Source organism: Phytobacter sp. RSE-02, assembly GCF_040578655.1.
In the GTDB taxonomy this organism is placed as follows: Bacteria; Pseudomonadota; Gammaproteobacteria; order Enterobacterales; family Enterobacteriaceae; genus Phytobacter; species Phytobacter diazotrophicus.
The window spans coordinates 323261-338665 of record NZ_JBEULY010000005.1; the positions used below are offsets into that span (position 1 = coordinate 323261).

12 protein-coding genes are annotated in these 15405 nt (G+C 57.8%); 7 read left to right on the forward strand and 5 right to left on the reverse strand.

The genetic code is table 11. The features are described from left to right. Positions 1-30 precede the first annotated feature (30 nt). Genes ABU190_RS13895 through araD form a run of 5 tightly spaced genes read left to right on the forward strand, consistent with a single transcriptional unit; the run spans position 31 to position 5113 of the window. Positions 31-1350, forward strand: coding sequence for an MFS transporter (locus ABU190_RS13895; protein WP_296414924.1), 1320 nt, complete (start codon positions 31-33; stop codon positions 1348-1350). A gap of 55 nt (positions 1351-1405) precedes the next feature. Next, positions 1406-2911, forward strand: coding sequence for an FGGY-family carbohydrate kinase (locus tag ABU190_RS13900; protein WP_354691631.1), 1506 nt, complete (start codon positions 1406-1408; stop codon positions 2909-2911). Continuing rightward, the gene (ulaD, locus tag ABU190_RS13905) at positions 2908-3561 is read left to right on the forward strand and encodes a 3-keto-L-gulonate-6-phosphate decarboxylase UlaD (RefSeq protein WP_039080155.1); all 654 of its coding nucleotides are present in this window, start codon (positions 2908-2910) and stop codon (positions 3559-3561) included. The genes ABU190_RS13900 and ulaD overlap by 4 nt, the downstream gene beginning before the upstream one ends. Before the next feature lie 2 nt (positions 3562-3563). Then, positions 3564-4424, forward strand: coding sequence for an L-ribulose-5-phosphate 3-epimerase (locus tag ABU190_RS13910; protein ID WP_354691632.1), 861 nt, complete (start codon positions 3564-3566; stop codon positions 4422-4424). Then, positions 4418-5113: an L-ribulose-5-phosphate 4-epimerase gene (araD, locus tag ABU190_RS13915; RefSeq protein WP_354691633.1), complete on the forward strand. Its 696-nt coding sequence runs from the start codon at positions 4418-4420 to the stop codon at positions 5111-5113. Before ABU190_RS13910 ends, araD begins: the two co-directional genes overlap by 7 nt. Positions 5114-5255: 142 nt before the next feature. Here araD and ABU190_RS13920 read toward each other — a convergent pair whose 3' ends face one another. After that, positions 5256-6074 carry a helix-turn-helix domain-containing protein gene (locus ABU190_RS13920; protein WP_271849235.1) on the reverse strand — a complete coding sequence of 273 codons (819 nt, stop codon included), beginning with the start codon at positions 6072-6074 and terminating at the stop codon, positions 5256-5258. Positions 6075-6324: 250 nt separating this feature from the next. On the opposite strand from ABU190_RS13920, the gene ABU190_RS13925 reads away from it, so the two are divergent. Continuing rightward, positions 6325-7725: an MFS transporter gene (locus ABU190_RS13925; protein ID WP_354691634.1), complete on the forward strand. Its 1401-nt coding sequence runs from the start codon at positions 6325-6327 to the stop codon at positions 7723-7725. Beyond that, on the forward strand, positions 7712-9685 hold the full coding sequence (locus ABU190_RS13930) for a glycoside hydrolase family 127 protein (RefSeq protein WP_354691635.1): 1974 nt from the start codon (positions 7712-7714) through the stop codon (positions 9683-9685). Before ABU190_RS13925 ends, ABU190_RS13930 begins: the two co-directional genes overlap by 14 nt. Before the next feature lie 70 nt (positions 9686-9755). Here the strand turns inward: ABU190_RS13930 and dbpA are convergent, their stop codons facing one another. From dbpA to selA, 4 genes are all read right to left on the reverse strand, one after another. Further along, positions 9756-11129, reverse strand: a complete 1374-nt coding sequence (gene dbpA, locus ABU190_RS13935) for an ATP-dependent RNA helicase DbpA (protein ID WP_132440465.1) — start codon at positions 11127-11129, stop codon at positions 9756-9758. 80 nt (positions 11130-11209) lie between these two features. After that, on the reverse strand, positions 11210-11341 hold the full coding sequence (locus ABU190_RS13940) for a hypothetical protein (protein WP_223878750.1): 132 nt from the start codon (positions 11339-11341) through the stop codon (positions 11210-11212). A gap of 764 nt (positions 11342-12105) precedes the next feature. Then, positions 12106-13947 (reverse strand): selenocysteine-specific translation elongation factor, encoded by a 1842-nt coding sequence (selB, locus tag ABU190_RS13945; protein ID WP_354691636.1) that lies wholly within the window; start codon positions 13945-13947, stop codon positions 12106-12108. Continuing rightward, positions 13944-15332: an L-seryl-tRNA(Sec) selenium transferase gene (selA, locus tag ABU190_RS13950; RefSeq protein WP_354691637.1), complete on the reverse strand. Its 1389-nt coding sequence runs from the start codon at positions 15330-15332 to the stop codon at positions 13944-13946. Before selA ends, selB begins: the two co-directional genes overlap by 4 nt. Positions 15333-15405 lie beyond the last annotated feature (73 nt).

The window sequence follows — 15405 nt, forward strand, 5'->3', positions numbered from 1 at the left end:
AAGGCCTGTTACTTTTAACGAGAGATTAATATGAACACTTCCTCTTACGCTACATCTGCGGATATTCCGCGCCAACGCTGGTTAAGAATTATTCCCCCTATTCTTATCGCGTGTATTATTTCTTATATGGACCGCGTGAATATCGCATTCGCAATGCCTGGCGGGATGGACAAGGATTTAGGCATTACCGCCACCATGGCAGGTTTGGCTGGCGGTATTTTCTTCCTCGGTTACCTCTTCTTGCAGGTACCGGGCGGGAAAATCGCCGTGCACGGCAGCGGTAAAAAATTCATCGGCTGGTCACTGGTCGCCTGGGCGGTCATCTCTGTGCTTACCGGTATTGTCACCAACCAATATCAACTGTTAGCACTGCGTTTCCTGCTCGGTGTGGCGGAAGGCGGCATGCTGCCTGTGGTACTCACCATGATCAGCAACTGGTTCCCGGATGCCGAACGTGGTCGCGCAAATGCCATCGTCATTATGTTCGTCCCGATTGCCGGGATCATCACCGCCCCGCTCTCCGGCTGGATCATTACCGCACTCGACTGGCGCTGGCTGTTCATCATCGAAGGTCTGCTGTCACTGGTTGTTCTGGTGCTGTGGGCGCTGACCGTGTATGACCGTCCGCAGGAAGCCCGTTGGATTAGCGAAGCCGAGAAGAAATATCTGGTGGAAACCCTGGCCGCTGAGCAGCGTGCCATTGCGGGTAAAACCGTGGTCAATGCCTCGCTGGGCGCGGTGTTGTCTGACCGTACCATGTGGCAGTTAATTGCCCTGAACTTCTTCTATCAAACCGGGATTTACGGCTACACCCTGTGGCTGCCCACCATCCTCAAAGAGTTGACCCACACCAGCATGGGCCAGGTCGGGATGCTTGCCATTCTGCCTTACGTTGGCGCTATCGCCGGGATGTTCCTGTTCTCTTCTCTGTCCGACCGTACCGGTAAACGCAAGCTGTTCGTCTCCCTGCCACTGATTGGCTTCGCCACCTGCATGTTCCTCTCCGTCACCCTGAAAGAGAGCATCTGGCTGTCGTATGCCGCACTGGTTGGCTGTGGCTTCTTCCTGCAGTCCGCTGCCGGGGTGTTCTGGACCATTCCTGCTCGTCTGTTCAGCGCGGAAATGGCTGGTGGCGCACGCGGCGTGATCAACGCCCTGGGTAACCTGGGTGGCTTCTGCGGTCCGTATGCCGTGGGTGTGCTGATCACCATGTACAGCAAAGATGCGGGCGTCTACTGCCTGGCGGTGTCTCTGGCGATTGCCGCGCTGATGGCGCTGCTGCTGCCGGCGAAGTGTGATGCCAACAGCCCGAGCGTGGGCGCGACGAATACGGCCAAACGTGCGGTCTGATGCCCTCACCCCATCCCTCTCCCACGGGGAGAGGGTGAAAAAACAGGACAAAAAGATGAGTGAAAAAGAGACCTTCTGGCTGGGTATCGATTGTGGCGGTACTTATCTGAAAGCAGGACTGTACAACAGCCAGGGTAAAGAATTTGCTATTGAACGCCAGTCCGTTCGCACCCTTAGCCCGCAACCGGGCTGGGCAGAGCGCGACATGGTGGAACTGTGGCAGCACTGCGCGGGAACCATCTCCCGCCTGTTGCAACGTACTGGCATTGGCGGCGAAAACATTAAGGGCGTGGGCATCTCCGCTCAGGGCAAGGGGCTGTTTTTACTTGATAAAAATGACCAGCCGCTGGGTACCGCGATCCTCTCTTCCGACCGCCGCGCGATGGAAATCGTCAAACGCTGGCAGCAGGACGGCATTCCGCAAAAGCTCTACCCGTTAACGCGCCAGACCCTGTGGACCGGGCACCCGGCCTCGCTGCTGCGCTGGGTAAAAGAAAACGAGCCGCAACGTTACGCACAGATTGGCTGCGTAATGATGGGCCACGACTACCTGCGCTGGTGTCTGACCGGCGTGAAGGGGTGTGAAGAGAGCAATATCTCTGAATCCAACCTCTACCATATGACCACCGGGCAGTATGACCCCTGCCTGACACAATGGCTGGGCATTAGCGAGATAGACCCCGCATTGCCGCCGATTGTGGGTTCTGCAGAAATCAGCGGGGAAATCACCGCTCAGGCAGCCGCCATTACCGGTCTCGCAGCGGGAACACCCGTTGTGGGCGGTCTGTTTGATGTGGTTTCCACCGCGATCTGCGCCGGTCTGAAAGACGAATACACGCTCAATGCCGTAATGGGCACCTGGGCTGTCACCAGCGGTATTGCCGAGGGCCTGCGCGACAACGAAGCGCATCCCTATGTGTATGGCCGCTACGTCAATGACGGGCAATACATCGTGCACGAAGCCAGCCCCACCTCGTCCGGCAACCTCGAATGGCTGACCGCGCAGTGGGGCGATATCAGCTTTTCTGAGATCAATCAGCTCGTCGACAGCCTGCCGAAAGCCGCCAGCGATGTCTTCTTCTTACCTTTCCTGTATGGCAGCAACGCCGGGCTCGACATGACCAGCGGCTTTTATGGCATGCAGGCGCTGCATACCCGCGCGCACTTGTTGCAGGCGGTCTACGAAGGGGTGGTGTTCAGCCATATGACGCACCTCAACCGCATGCGCGAGCGCTTTACCGACGTGCGCGCCCTGCGCGTCACCGGCGGCCCGGCCCATTCCAGAGTCTGGATGCAGATGCTCGCAGATGTCAGCGGCCTGCCCGTTGAGTTGCCGCAGGTGGAAGAGACCGGCTGCTTTGGCGCGGCCATCGCCGCACTGGTCGGCACCGGCGTCTATCAGAACTTTAGCGATGCCCAGCAGACGCTCAACTACGAGATGCACACCCTGACGCCGGACATGAACGCCCATGCGGCCTACCAGCGCAAATATCACCGTTACCAGATTTTAATTGAAGCACTTCAGGGCTTTCATGCCCGTATTAAGGAGCACTCTTTATGAGCCGACCACTACTGCAACTGGCGCTCGACCACACCAGCCTTGTCGCCGCCCAGCGCGACGTTGCGTTGCTAAAAGATCACGTCGATATCGTGGAAGCGGGCACCATCCTCTGCCTCAGTGAAGGGTTAAATGCCGTGCGCGCCTTACGCGCCCAGTGCCCGGAGAAAATCATCGTTGCCGACTGGAAGGTGGCCGATGCCGGTGAAACTCTGGCCCAGCAGGCGCTGGACGCAGGTGCAAACTGGATGACTATTATCTGTGCCGCACCGCTGGCTACCATCGAAAAAGGCCATGCCGTTGCCGCCGCACGCGGGGGAGAAATTCAGATTGAGTTGTTTGGTAACTGGACCTTCGACGATGCCCGCGACTGGTACAACACCGGGGTGCGTCAGGCCATTTACCACCGTGGTCGTGACGCGCAGGCGAGCGGCCAGCAGTGGGGTGAAGCGGACCTGGCACGCATGAAAGCGCTGTCCGATATTGGTCTCGAACTCTCCATTACCGGCGGCATCACCCCTGCCGATTTGCCGTTATTTAAAGAGATCAATGTGAAGGCGTTCATTGCCGGACGCGCGCTGTCTGGTGCGGCGAATCCGCAGCAGGTCGCCGAAGAATTCCACGCCCGCATCCACGACATCTGGGGAGCGTAAACATGCGCAACCATCCGTTAGGTATTTATGAAAAAGCGTTACCGAAAGACTTATCCTGGCCGGAGCGTCTGGTTCTGGCTAAAAGCTGCGGATTCGACTTCGTGGAAATGTCCGTCGACGAAACCGACGAGCGCCTCTCGCGACTCGAATGGACCACCGCCCAGCGCGCCTCGTTAGTGGAAGCGATGCTGGAAACCAATGTGTCGATTCCGTCGATGTGCCTTTCCGCCCATCGTCGCTTCCCGTTCGGCAGCCGCGATGACGCCGTGCGCGAACGTGCCCGCGACATCATGACCAAAGCCATCAAACTGGCGCGTGACTTAGGTATCCGCACCATTCAGCTTGCGGGCTACGACGTCTATTACGAAGAGCATGACGCGGGCACCCAGCAGCGTTTCGCCGAAGGGCTGGCGTGGGCCGTTGAGCAGGCCGCAGGCGCACAGGTCATGCTGGCGGTGGAGATCATGGATACCGCGTTTATGAACTCTATTACCAAATGGAAAAAATGGGACGAGATGCTCGCTTCACCGTGGTTCACCGTCTACCCGGACGTGGGCAACCTCAGCGCCTGGGGTAACGACGTACCGGCAGAGCTGGCGCTCGGTATCGACCGTATCGCAGCTATTCACCTGAAAGACACGCAGCCCGTCACCGAAACCAGCCCTGGTCAGTTCCGTGATGTGCCGTTTGGCGAAGGCTGTGTGGATTTCGTCAATGTGTTCAGCACGTTGCAGAACCTGAATTATCGCGGCGCATTTCTGATTGAGATGTGGACCGAAAAAGCCAAAGAGCCAGTGCTGGAGATCATCCAGGCCCGTCGCTGGATTGAAGCCCGTATGCAGGAAGGAGGATTCGTATGTTAGAGCAACTGAAAGCCGAGGTGCTGGCGGCAAACCTGGCGCTACCCGCACACGGGCTTGTCACCTTTACCTGGGGAAACGTCAGCGCCGTCGATGAAACCCGCAAACTGATGGTGATTAAACCGTCCGGCGTGGAGTACGAGGTGATGAAAGCCGAGGATATGGTGGTGGTGGATATCGCCACTGGCAACGTGGTCGACGGCAGTAAAAAACCCTCTTCTGATACGCCAACGCACCTGGCGCTGTATCGTCGCTTCCCGGAGATTGGCGGTATTGTGCATACCCACTCCCGCCACGCGACGATCTGGTCGCAGGCGGGCCTGGATCTGCCCGCCTGGGGCACTACGCACGCGGACTACTTCTACGGCACCATTCCCTGCACGCGCCTGATGACCACCGAGGAAATCAACGGCGAGTATGAATACGAAACCGGCGAAGTGATCATCAAGACCTTTGAAGCGCGCGACCTGAACCCGATGCAGGTTCCGGCCGTGCTGGTCCACTCCCACGGCCCGTTTGCCTGGGGCAAAAACGCGGCGGATGCGGTGCACAACGCGGTGGTGCTGGAAGAGTGCGCCTATATGGGCCTGTTCTCCCGGCAACTGGCGCCGCAGTTGCCGGATATGCAGTCTGAATTGTTGGATAAGCACTATCTGCGTAAGCACGGCGCGAACGCCTACTACGGGCAGTAATCCTCTGCGGTCTGATGCCCTCACCCCGGCCCTCTACCACAGGGAAAGGGAGAAAGGCCAGAAGGCCTCGGCTCGATCGGTCCCCTCGCCCCTCTGGGGAGAGGGTTAGGGTGAGGGGAAAATACTGCGCAGCGCCCCATTCTTACCCCGAATTAATATGCTCCTTACAATACCGCCGCTTCCATGCGGCGGGCGTCAGCCCGGTGTGTTTGCGAAAAATCTGCCGGAAATAGCCCACATCATGAAACCCACACTGCCCCGCCACCTCTTTTAACGATAACGAGTCGCTGATCAGTAATTTTTCCGCCGCCCGTACCCGCTGGCGATGAATGGCTTCGGTCAGTGTCAGACGAAAGGCGCGCCGGTACACCCGCCCCAGGTAGTCGGCGTTGCAGTGCAGCTCTTTTGCCAGCGTCGAGGCCGAAATCGGCAGATGAAATTGCGTACCAATCATTTGCCGGGCTTTCCAGGCGAGCGCCATTCCCGGATTATCCACGGCACGCTCGCTGAGCGCAGAGGCCGATATTTGTTGCAGAATCAGCAGCAAAATACATTCCATAGCCACGCTGCGATGGACATTTTCCTGCTCATGTAAAAACTGGCGAAATAACGCCGTCATATATTGCGGATCATTTAAAGCTGTATGTTGCGGCAACATAAGCACACTGTTTTGTCCTGTTTTTTCCACCGCAGCCGTTAATTCAAAATGCAGCCAGTAGAATTTAAGATCTGCCGGAAATTCCCCTACACCGACATGTCGTCGCTGCGGCCAGAGTAAAAGTGTTTCGCCGGCATTAACCGTAAAGAGTTTCTCTTCTTCGCGGATCGTTAATGTCCCCTTTTCGACGAAAATCACCTCCCAGGAATGCAGAGTCCGTGACGGATGGCTTCCCACACCGCGCGAGATAAATAAGCCGCCATTTTGCACACGAAGCGGAAATGTTATGGATAATTCAAGCATAAATATGTCAATTCTCGCTACAGGAGAGCCATTACACTGCATCTAGTTTTTGATTATTAACGAAATATAAGCCCCGCGCCGGATCAAAATCACACTTTACGCATCAGGTCGGAATCGTCATCTTTTTGTACTTTTCCCTTCCCTTGTTGTGTGGTCAATTCAATGCAAAATAAATAACGTACTTTGCAAACTACACAACAAAATCTGCAAATAAGCGGGTTACTTTTGGAATATCCGTGAGGCGTTTTCCATGACTTCAACATTAATTTCCAATACCGATTCAGCGCAAAAAGCGCTGGACGATAAATTATCCGTACGTGAAAAAATAGGCTATGGGTTGGGTGACGCAGGCGGAACGGTAATTACCTGCTTAATCATGAATTTCCTGACCTTTTTTTATACCGATATTTTTGGCTTAACCCCGGCGCTGGTCGGCACACTGTTTATGGCATTACGTGTATTCGATGCCATATCCGACCCGGTAATGGGGATCATTGCTGACCGCACCCAAAGTCGCTGGGGCCGTTTTCGCCCCTGGCAGCTATGGATTGCCCTGCCTATCGGCATTATCGGCGTGCTGACCTTCACCGTCCCCGATGCCAGCATGAACGTGAAAATTGCCTGGGCGTTTGGCACTTATCTTCTGCTTTCTGTGGGTTATACCGCCATCAACGTACCCTACTGCGCGCTGATCAATACGATGACCACGCGTCATAGCGAAGTGATCTCCTGTCAGTCCTGGCGTTTTGTGCTCTGTGGCGTGGCGGGTTTTCTGGTCTCAGTTGGCCTGCCGTGGCTGGTCTCCTCGCTGGGTAAAGGGAATGCCGCGCAGGGTTATCAACTTGGTGTCGGCGTGCTGTGCGCCATCGCCGTGGTGATGTTCCTGTGCTGTTTCTTCTGGGTACGCGAACGGGTGCCGCTGTCGACGATGGGTAAATTCACCCTGTATGAACATCTGGCGGGGCTGCGTAAAAACGACCAGTTGTTACTGATGCTGCTGATGTCTTTCCTGCTGATCAATGTGTTTAACATTCGCGGCGGCGGCTACATGTACTTCATCACCTATGTACTGCAAGGCAGCACCGGTTATACCTCGCTATTTTTCACCATGGTGACCTTTGCCTCGATTCTTGGCTCGGTGCTGGTTAACCCGCTGTCAAAACGCTTCGACACGGTGAAATTCTACTACTACACCAACCTCGTGCTGGCCGCGCTGTCGGTGATGATGTGGCTCCTGCCTACCGGACCGGCCTGGCAGACCCTGTGGCTGGCGGTCATTCTGGGCAATGGCGTGATCCTCGGCTTTACCCTGCCGCTGCACTTCTCACTGATGGCCTTCGCCGATGATTACGGCGAGTGGAAGACCGGCGTGCGTTCGTCCGGTATGAACTTCGCCTTCAACCTCTTCTGCATCAAGCTCGCGTGGGCATCCAGCGCCGTCATCATCAGCCTGGTGTTCGTTTTCGTCGCCTATCAGCCCGGCGCAGGAAATCAGACACCCGCCTCGTTACAAGGCATCACCGCAATGGAGACGCTGCTGCCTGCCCTGTTCCACCTGCTGCTGGCGTTCGCTATCCGCGCCTGCAAGCTCAACAATCCCATGATGGCGCGTATTGCCACCGATCTGCGCCAGCGTCATGTTCAGTCTTAAGGAGTCTGTAATGGAAGTCGATCTGCACAAACTGAAAGTCAGCGATGCGTTTCTCGGCCAGTATCAACAACTGGTGCGCGAGGTTGTTATTCCCTACCAGTGGGATGCGCTGAATGACCGTATCGCCGAAGCCGACCCCAGCCATGCGATTGAAAACTTTCGTATCGCCGCCGGGCTGCAGGAGGGGGAGTTTTACGGCATGGTCTTTCAGGACAGCGACGTCGCCAAGTGGCTGGAAGCGGTGGCCTGGTCACTGTGCCAGAAGCCGGATGCGGAACTGGAGAAGACTGCCGATGAGGTGATCGAGCTGGTCGCCGCAGCCCAGTGTGACGATGGTTATCTCAACACCTATTTCACGGTCAAAGCGCCGCAGGACCGTTGGACCAACCTGGCCGAATGCCATGAGCTCTATTGCGCCGGGCATATGATTGAGGCGGGGGTGGCTTATTTTCAGGGCACCGGGAAACGCCGTCTGCTGGAGGTGGTCTGTCGCCTGGCGGATCATATCGATTCGGTCTTCGGCCCCGGTGAACAGCAGTTGCACGGCTATCCAGGGCATCCGGAGATCGAACTGGCGCTGATGCGTTTGTACGAAGTTACTCAGCAGCCCCGCTATCTGGCGCTGGTGAATTACTTTGTTGAGCAGCGTGGCACGCAGCCGCATTTCTACGATGTCGAATATGAAAAACGCGGGCGGACCTCTTACTGGCATAACTACGGCCCGGCCTGGATGGTCAAAGATAAAGCCTACAGTCAGGCACACCAGCCGTTAGCCGAACAGCAAACGGCTATCGGCCACGCGGTACGCTTCGTCTACCTGATGACCGGCGTGGCCCACCTGGCGCGCTTAAGCCTGGACGAAGGGAAGCGTCAGGATTGCCTGCGGCTGTGGAACAATATGGCGCAGCGCCAGCTTTACATCACCGGCGGCATCGGCTCGCAGAGCAGCGGCGAGGCGTTCAGCAGCGATTACGATCTGCCCAACGACACGGTGTATGCCGAAAGCTGTGCCTCCATTGGGTTGATGATGTTCGCCCGCAGAATGCTGGAGATGGAGGCCGACAGCCAGTACGCCGATGTGATGGAGCGTGCGCTCTACAATACGGTGCTCGGCGGCATGGCACTCGACGGGAAGCACTTCTTCTACGTTAACCCGCTGGAAGTGCACCCGAAATCGCTGAAATTCAACCATATCTATGACCATGTGAAACCGGTTCGTCAGCGCTGGTTTGGCTGTGCCTGCTGCCCGCCGAATATCGCCCGCGTGCTCACCTCGCTCGGCCATTATCTCTACACTCCGCGCGAGGATGCGCTCTATATCAACCTCTACGTTGGCAATAGCGTGGAGATCCCGGTGGGCGGCCAGGCGCTGCGGCTGCGGGTCAGCGGCAACTATCCATGGCAGGAGCAGGTCACTATTACCATTGAGTCACCGCAGGCGGTTGACCACACGCTGGCGCTGCGTCTGCCGGACTGGTGCGCCGATCCGCACATCACGCTGAACGGCGCGGAGGTGGCCAGCGATGTCCGTAAAGGCTATTTGCACATTCAGCGCCGCTGGCAGGAGGGCGATACCCTGACGCTCACCCTGCCAATGCCGGTACGCCGGGTTTATGGCAATCCGCTGCTGCGTCATGTGGCGGGTAAAGTGGCGATTCAGCGCGGGCCGCTGGTTTACTGCCTGGAGCAGGCGGACAACGGGGAAGAGCTGCATAATCTGTGGCTCTCACCGCAGGCGACATTCACCCTTTTTGAGGGTAAGGGGATTTTCGCCCATAAAATGCTGATTCAGGCGCAGGGCTATAAACAAACAGCGGCTGACGCGGGGCAGCAGGCCCTGTGGCGTTATGACAAAACGCCAGGCGAACGTCAGGCGCAGACGCTGACCTTTATTCCATGGTTCTCCTGGGCAAATCGCGGCGAAGGGGAGATGCGGATTTGGGTTAACGAGGAAAGGTAACCGGATGCTGTAATCGTCGGAATGTCCCGGATGTCGGCGTAATGCCTTATCCGGGTTACCGTTCACCGTCTTACTTGAGCAGACGCACCCGGCAGGCTTTGCCTTTGATTTTGCCCTGCTGGAGTTGCTTCCAGGCCTGTTTTGCCACGGACTGACGCACGGCAACATAGGCATGCATCGGGTGCATATCAATCTTGCCGATATCCGCGCCATCCAGGCCAATATCACCGGTCAGTGCGCCAAGAATATCACCGGGGCGCATTTTGGCTTTCTTACCGCCATCGATGCACAGGGTCGCCATCTCCGCCTCCAGCGGCTTGATGTTGTTGCTGATAACCGGGGATTGCCAGTCGAGCGAAATAGCCAGCATTTCACCGAGAATAGCCGCACGCTGCGCTTCTTCCGGTGCGCACAGGCTAAGCGCCATACCGCTCTGCCCGGCACGCGCGGTACGGCCAATGCGGTGTACGTGCACTTCCGGGTCCCAGGACAGCTCGTAGTTGATGACCATTTCCAGCGCTTTGATATCCAGCCCGCGCGCGGCGACGTCGGTAGCCACCAGAACACGGCTACTGCCGTTGGCAAAGCGCACCAGCGTCTGGTCGCGGTCACGCTGTTCCATATCGCCATGCAGCGCCAGCGCGCTCTGGTTACGCTCATTCAGCGCATCGCACACTTCCTGGCAATCTTTTTTGGTGTTGCAGAACACCACGCAGGAAGCTGGCTGATGCTTGCTTAACAGACTCAGCAGCAGCGGAATTTTTTCCCTGCGCGAGACTTCATAGAAGTGCTGTTCCACCGCCGGTAAGGTTTCGACCGAGTCGATTTCAATGGTTTGCGGATCGCGCTGGAAACGGGTACTGATGGCCGCAATGGCCGCAGGCCAGGTGGCGGAAAAGAGCAGCGTCTGACGACGTTCCGGCGCATGGCGCAGGATGGCGTCAATGGCGTCGCTAAAGCCCATATCGAGCATGCGATCGGCTTCGTCCAGGACCAGCGTTTTCAGGGCGTCCAGGTTGACGGTGGCTTTTTCCAGATGATCCAGCAGACGACCCGGCGTGGCGACGATGATATGCGGCGCATGCTGAAGCGAATCGCGCTGTGCACCAAACGGCACACCGCCGCACAAAGTCAGAATTTTAATGTTGGGCAGATAACGCGCCAGACGACGAAGCTCTTTGGCGACCTGGTCAGCCAGCTCACGCGTTGGGCATAGCACCAGAGATTGGGTCACAAACTGGCTGGCATCGATGTGCTGCAGCAAGCCTAAGCCAAACGCGGCGGTTTTGCCGCTGCCAGTCTGCGCCTGTACGCGCACGTCTTTGCCTTCAAGGATCGCCGGCAATGCCGCCGCCTGGACCGGGGTCATGGAGTGATAACCCAGCTCATCAAGGTTGGCGAGGAGTTCAGCGGGCAAAGCATTTAAGGTTGAAAAGGCGGTCACGGTGTTATCTCTGAGTAGTTGCAGGCCGCTATGCTAGCAGACTCTGTGTGTCCGGTCATTGCGGCTACATATGTTTGCCTTTAGCTCGCTTTAAAAGGGTCTTTCTGGTCGTCCTTGCTGTCATCGCGCTTACGAGGGATTTCCCCCTGTTTGTTTGGCGCGTCTTTAACATCTTTGGTGTGTTGGTCATCGGACTGGTGATGTGTGGCCATATTTTCCTCCCGTGTTGTTTTATCGAGTATAGACAATCGGGATCGTGGACCGGAGGAATGGCGAATATTCCCTGGCATTCAGTCTGTTCCCCACCCGGTCGTAACCCCGGATGGCGGCGCAAACGCCTTATCCGGGCTACACCCGGTTTTCTCCCTCTCCCCCGGTGAGAGGGTTGGGGTGAGGGGAATATGCGGCTCGGAAGGTGGGTTCCGTTCACCTTATGTTCATGGCGAAATGTCACCTCCGGACACGTGAACGGGTAAAGGGGAACACCGCGTTCCCCTTTACAATCCCCGCGGCCCCGCAAAAAATCGGTGCTTCGCACTGCGTTCGCCTCCCGCCCCGCTGCCTGCGGTCGGTTTGACTCGACGTCCTGTCTCGACAAACCTCAGTCCGCCATCCCTGGCGGCCTGACCTTGCCATCGGGTCTTCGTCTCACCGATTTCAGCGGGGACTCAACCCCCTCGCTGCACGCTCTGCGCCAGGGAGGCACAAAGATGTCGCTGTGGTTGTCATGCGGGAAAACGAGTCAGCCATGGTTAACAAGGTTGAAGACGTTCACAGTATCTACACCCGGTTTTCTCCCTCTCCCCCGGGAGAGGGTTGGGGTGAGGGGAATATGCGGCTCAGGTGGAGGGTTCCGTTCCCTTTATGTTCATGCCGAAATGGACCTCCTGAACACGTGAACGGGTAAAGGGGCACACCGCGTTCCCCTTTACAATCCCCGTAGCCCCGGTAAGCGTAGCGCCACCGGGGGTTCAGGCTATTTCGTAAACAGCGCTTTATCGCGCAGCACGTGGTCATTACCGCGACGGCGGGTAAAACCGATGCGGTCGAAGTATTCCAGGATCTGAATCGCCAGCTTACGCCCGACATTAAGGGTGTCGCGGAAATCCGCTGCGCTGGTCGAACCGTGAATCGGATCGCGGTCGCGGATCATACTGGCGAAAGCGACAATCCGATCGTTGCGGTAATAACGATCTTTGACGATCGCCGTTATCAGCCCTTGTTGTGCCGCCTGGCGCAACACGCTGCGCATCACCTGCTCATCCGCGCCCGTCTCACGCGCTAAATCACGCACCCACCAGGGTTCGTCGCCGAACAACGGCTCGGCACGCTGCCAGATGGCGGCCTGCTCGTCGGTAAAGCCCGCTTTATGATCCGGCAGATGCAGCCAGCCGTGGTGGCTGTAGATCTCGCCGCTGTCGCGCATCTGCTCAATCAGCGTCAGCACCAGCGCTTCATCTTCCATCGGCAGCGCCATACGCCGTAAACGCTCGCGTCCAGGGCCGGGTTCATCCGCATGCTGATCGTGATATTGGGCAAGCGTCGCCAGCAATTTACGCTGCCAGCCTGCGGCCACGGGCGCACTGAGCAGGTTGTCTCCCGCACGAATAAACCCAGGTTCGCTCACCAACGCCTCAAGCCCTGCATCGTTCAACTGCCGCGCCCAGGCAAAGGCCGGAAGGTTCACCGCCCCGCGTTGCAGATGCACGGCCAGCGCCTGCGCATCGCTTTCTGTTGCCGCCAGTGCGCCAAGCCACTGCTGATACTCCGGTTTGCGCTTGCCGCGACGCGGTGGGTGCAACGCCACCACGCGCGCGCCTGCCAGCGTTTCACGCGCGGAAATGTCCCGCAGCACCAGTCTGTCGTTATCTGCCAGCCATAACGGCGTATCAAGCACCAGCTCCGCCAGGTTGTTATCCAGCAATGATACGCGCCCGGTGATATGACTCGCAGCGTGGTGAATATGCAGCGGTTGCCACTGGGTCAACGGCGTATGGGTTTGCAGCGCCACAATGACACGCTCCGAAGGTTCGGGCGGCGTGACGGAAAGCAGCCAGTCCCCACGGGTCAGGGCCTCTTTTTCCGCATCACCGGCGATATTCAGGGCGATGCGTTGCCCGGCATACGCCCGCCCGGTCGGCTGATTTTGGGCATGCAATCCGCGCACGCGCATCGGCTTATTCACCCCGGTGAGCCACAGCGTATCGCCCACGCGCACTTCACCCGACAGCGCGGTTCCGGTCACCACCAGCCCCGCCCCTTTCACCGTAAACGCCCGGTCGAGTGCCAGGCGAAAACGTTGATGCTGCGGATGCGCACGCGCAGGCAGTTGCAGCAGGTGCGCGCGCAGTTCGTCAATGCCACGCGCTTCGGTTGCCGCCGTCACAAACAGCGCCGCCTCTTTCCAGCCAAAGTCGTTTAACGTCGCCAGTACCTCGTGGCGGACGGCATCAATACGCGCCTCATCCACGCGATCGGCTTTGGTCAGCGCAACAGTCAGCGCCGGGTTACCGGTGAGTTGCAAAATAGCCAGATGCTCGCGGGTTTGCGCCATCACGCCATCGTCGCAGGCCACCACCAGCAGCGCATGGTCGATACCGCCCACACCTGCCAGCATATTGGACAGAAACTTCTCGTGGCCCGGCACATCAATAAAGCCTGGCACGCTGCCATCCGGCTGCGGCCAGTAGGCATAGCCAAGATCGATGGTCATACCGCGCGCTTTCTCTTCCGGCAAACGGTCAGCATTCACGCCGGTAATGGCCTGTAGTAATGTCGTTTTGCCGTGGTCGACGTGCCCGGCGGTGGCAATAATCATTTCAACAACATCTCCAGAAATCGGGGTTCATTCTCAAGGCAGCGTAAATCCAGCCATAAGCGGCCATCAGAGATCCGCCCCAGCACCGGCTCTGGCAGGTTACGCCAGGATGCCGCAAGCGCTTCCAGGCGACGCCCGCTGCCGTCACGCGGGGTAAAAGTCAGCGCGGCGCTGGGCAGCCTGTCCACTGGCAGGGAACCGCTGCCGATTTGCGATAAACACGCTTCCACACGCAGGTCGAACGCATCGTAATGGTCGGCAAGTACCCCGGCAAGGCGCAACGCTTGCTGGCGAATCTCGTCTGGTTTTCGCGTCAGCAAACGCAGGGTGGGTAAATTGTCCCGCAGCTTTTCCGGGTGCAGATACAGACGCAGCGTCGCTTCCAGTGCCGCCAGCGTCATTTTATCTGCCCGCAGCGCACGCTTGAGCGGGTGGCGCTGCAACTGCGCGATCAGCGCTTTTTTCCCCACAATGATGCCCGCCTGCGGGCCGCCAAGCAGTTTATCGCCGGAAAAACTCACCAGACTCACGCCTGCGGCAATCAGTTCCTGCGGCATCGGCTCTTTTGGCAAACCATAGAGACTTAAATCCACCAGCGAGCCGCTGCCCAAATCCGCAATCACCGGCACATTTAACTCATCACCGAGCGTCACCAGCTCCGCTTCGTCTACCGTTTTGGTAAAGCCTTCAATGTGATAGTTGCTGGTATGAACCTTCATCAGCAGCGCGGTATTGTCGTTGACCGCCTCACGATAATCTTTCGCATGGGTGCGATTGGTGGTGCCGACTTCATGCAGAAAGCAGCCCGCCTGGCGCATAACATCAGGAATACGAAACGCGCCGCCGATCTCCACCAGCTCGCCACGAGAGACCACCACCTCTTTACCACTGGCCGTTGCCGCCAGCATCAGAAGAACCGCCGCTGCATTGTTATTGACGATGCAGGCATCCTCCGCGCCCGTCAGGCGGCAGAGGATATCGGCGAGCGCCTGGTCGCGGTGCCCGCGCCCGGCGTCATCCAGCGAATACTCTAGCGTCACGGGTGAACGCATCACCTGCGCGACGGCGTCGATCGCCGCTTGCGCCTGTAACGCGCGCCCAAGATTGGTGTGTAACACGGTACCCGTCAAGTTGATAACCGGGCGCAGCGCGCTGGCATTTTCATCCAACAAGCGCTGGTACGTTGCCTGTGCCCAGTCATTACACCAGACGGGCAGTGCCTGGCGCTGGCGGATGTCATCACGGGCTTCGTCCTGCAACTGACGCAGCGTCTGCGCCACACGGTTGTGCCCAAATTCGGTCAGTAACAGAGTGAACGCCTCATCACGTAACAGGCGATCGGTTGAGGGGATCTGGCTGTAAAGCGAGTGATTTTCCGTTGTCATGAAATGGCCTGGCTGAGGGTTGCCCTCTCCCGATGGGAGAGGGATTCGACATGAGGGGGATTGTACAGCGACT

What these genes read in the sequence shown, in the direction of transcription:
- ABU190_RS13910 (WP_354691632.1), top strand. Translation starts at nt 3,564, where the DNA reads ATGCGCAACCATCCGTTAGGTATTTATGAAAAAGCGTTACCGAAAGAC.
- ulaD (WP_039080155.1), top strand. Translation starts at nt 2,908, where the DNA reads ATGAGCCGACCACTACTGCAACTGGCGCTCGACCACACCAGCCTTGTC.
- ABU190_RS13900 (WP_354691631.1), top strand. Translation starts at nt 1,406, where the DNA reads ATGAGTGAAAAAGAGACCTTCTGGCTGGGTATCGATTGTGGCGGTACT.
- araD (WP_354691633.1), top strand. Translation starts at nt 4,418, where the DNA reads ATGTTAGAGCAACTGAAAGCCGAGGTGCTGGCGGCAAACCTGGCGCTA.
- ABU190_RS13920 (WP_271849235.1), bottom strand. Translation starts at nt 6,074, where the DNA reads ATGCTTGAATTATCCATAACATTTCCGCTTCGTGTGCAAAATGGCGGC.
- ABU190_RS13925 (WP_354691634.1), top strand. Translation starts at nt 6,325, where the DNA reads ATGACTTCAACATTAATTTCCAATACCGATTCAGCGCAAAAAGCGCTG.
- ABU190_RS13930 (WP_354691635.1), top strand. Translation starts at nt 7,712, where the DNA reads ATGTTCAGTCTTAAGGAGTCTGTAATGGAAGTCGATCTGCACAAACTG.
- ABU190_RS13895 (WP_296414924.1), top strand. Translation starts at nt 31, where the DNA reads ATGAACACTTCCTCTTACGCTACATCTGCGGATATTCCGCGCCAACGC.
- ABU190_RS13940 (WP_223878750.1), bottom strand. Translation starts at nt 11,341, where the DNA reads ATGGCCACACATCACCAGTCCGATGACCAACACACCAAAGATGTTAAA.
- selA (WP_354691637.1), bottom strand. Translation starts at nt 15,332, where the DNA reads ATGACAACGGAAAATCACTCGCTTTACAGCCAGATCCCCTCAACCGAT.
- selB (WP_354691636.1), bottom strand. Translation starts at nt 13,947, where the DNA reads ATGATTATTGCCACCGCCGGGCACGTCGACCACGGCAAAACGACATTA.